Source organism: Myxococcus vastator, assembly GCF_010894475.1.
Classification (GTDB): Bacteria; Myxococcota; Myxococcia; order Myxococcales; family Myxococcaceae; genus Myxococcus; species Myxococcus vastator.
In genome coordinates, this window is sequence record NZ_JAAIYB010000829.1 from 1 (window position 1) to 1,482 (window position 1,482).

At 72.1% G+C, this 1,482-nt stretch carries 2 protein-coding genes; both read left to right on the plus strand.

What is annotated here, in order from left to right; translation table 11 throughout:
* Positions 1 to 525 (plus strand): PEGA domain-containing protein (locus tag G4D87_RS37685; RefSeq protein ID WP_163787581.1); only part of this gene is annotated, 525 nt, incomplete at its 5' end.
* Positions 526 to 616: 91 nt separating this feature from the next.
* On the plus strand, positions 617 to 1,348 hold the full coding sequence (locus G4D87_RS37690) for a head GIN domain-containing protein (protein WP_163787582.1): 732 nt from the start codon (positions 617 to 619) through the stop codon (positions 1,346 to 1,348).
* The last annotated feature ends 134 nt before the right edge of the window (positions 1,349 to 1,482 follow it).

A 1,482-nucleotide genomic window follows, 5' to 3' on the forward strand; every position in this document is an offset into this window, starting at 1 on the left:
GACAAGGACCTGGCGGCGGGGACAGCGGCTCCCGGGGCTCCACCAGTGAAGGAGGGGACGAAGGACACGGGCGCGTCAGCCCTGGCCATCGCGGAGGTGGACCCCTCCACCCTGACGGACGAGGCCCCGGTGCCGGAGGCGCGTGCCCCGGACTCGGACGACGCCCCCGAGGACGACGCCCCGCTCAAGGGCCCCCGGACCTTCAAGCGCGTCCGCAACGGAGCGCAGCGGAGCAAGGCGGTCGCCACGGCGCCCCGCAAGGCCCCGGCCACGCCGCCCACCTCGGAGAGCGTACCGGCGGGCGAGCCCGGCTTCCTCACCCTGGTCACCGAGCCCAAGGCCCAGGTGTTCCTCGGCGGTCAGGACCTGGGCAAGACGCCGCTCTTCAAGGTGAAGCTGCCCGCGGGCCAGCACACCCTGAAGCTGGTGGATGCCACCGCCAAGGCGCACCAGGTTCCCGTGGACATCAAGCCCGGGGAAACGACCTCCGTCCGCGGCCCGTTGAGCCTGCTTTCGGACCCCTGAACCGCGGGGCAGGCAATCAACGCCGGAGCCATGCGTACCTTGAGCACGTCGGGGTCCGTGTCGTGGCCCCTCTTTCCGTTGGAGCATGCCCATGTCCCCCGCCCGCGTCTCAATCGTCGCGTCCTTCCTCCTCTTCGGTGCCTGTGCCCACGCCCAGGACACGCAAGCCGGTGCGTCCACTTCCACACGACAGCGAGGCGACGTCCGGGAGGTGCCCGACTTCGACGAGGTGTCGGTGAGCCATGGCATCCGGGCCGAGGTGAAGGTGGGCCCCAAGTCCGTGCGCCTGGAGGGACCGGCCGAGCTCGTGTCCCGAATCGAGGTGGACGTGCATGACGGGGCGCTGCGCACCCGCGTGGACAGGAAGCTCTTCGACGGATTCCGAGGCGGCAAGGTCCGCCTGTACGTCTCCAGCCCGCGCGTGGAAGGCATCCACGCCAGCGGCGGCAGCCACGTGGACGCGGACGCCACGCGCACGGACGAGTTCGACGTCGAGGCCAGCGGGGGCGCCATCGTCAACGTCCGCGGCGTGGATGCACGCCAGGTGGAGACCGAGGCCAGCGGTGGCTCGAAGGTGACGCTGGCGGGACGGGCGACGGACTTCGACGTCGAGGCCAGCGGGGGCTCCGTCGTGCGGGCCCTGGACGTGAAGGGCGTCAAGACGCTGGACGCGGAGGCGAGCGGCGGCTCGCGCGTGGAGGTGGATGCGACCGACCGCGTCAGCGGCGAGGCCTCCGGGGGCAGCGTCCTCCAGCTCGTGTCCCGCCCGGCCCAGAGCGACGTGCGCACCAGCGGCGGCTCCCGGCTCGTCTACAAGGACTGACGCGCCCGCCGCCGTGGAAGGCGTGCCGCGTCAATGACAACACACGGGTGGGGTGAACCGGACAGCACCCGAGGTCGCGGGTGGGCCGGCTTGCTCCGCATGGGCCGGGGCGGCTGGAATGCGCGTCCCCACCC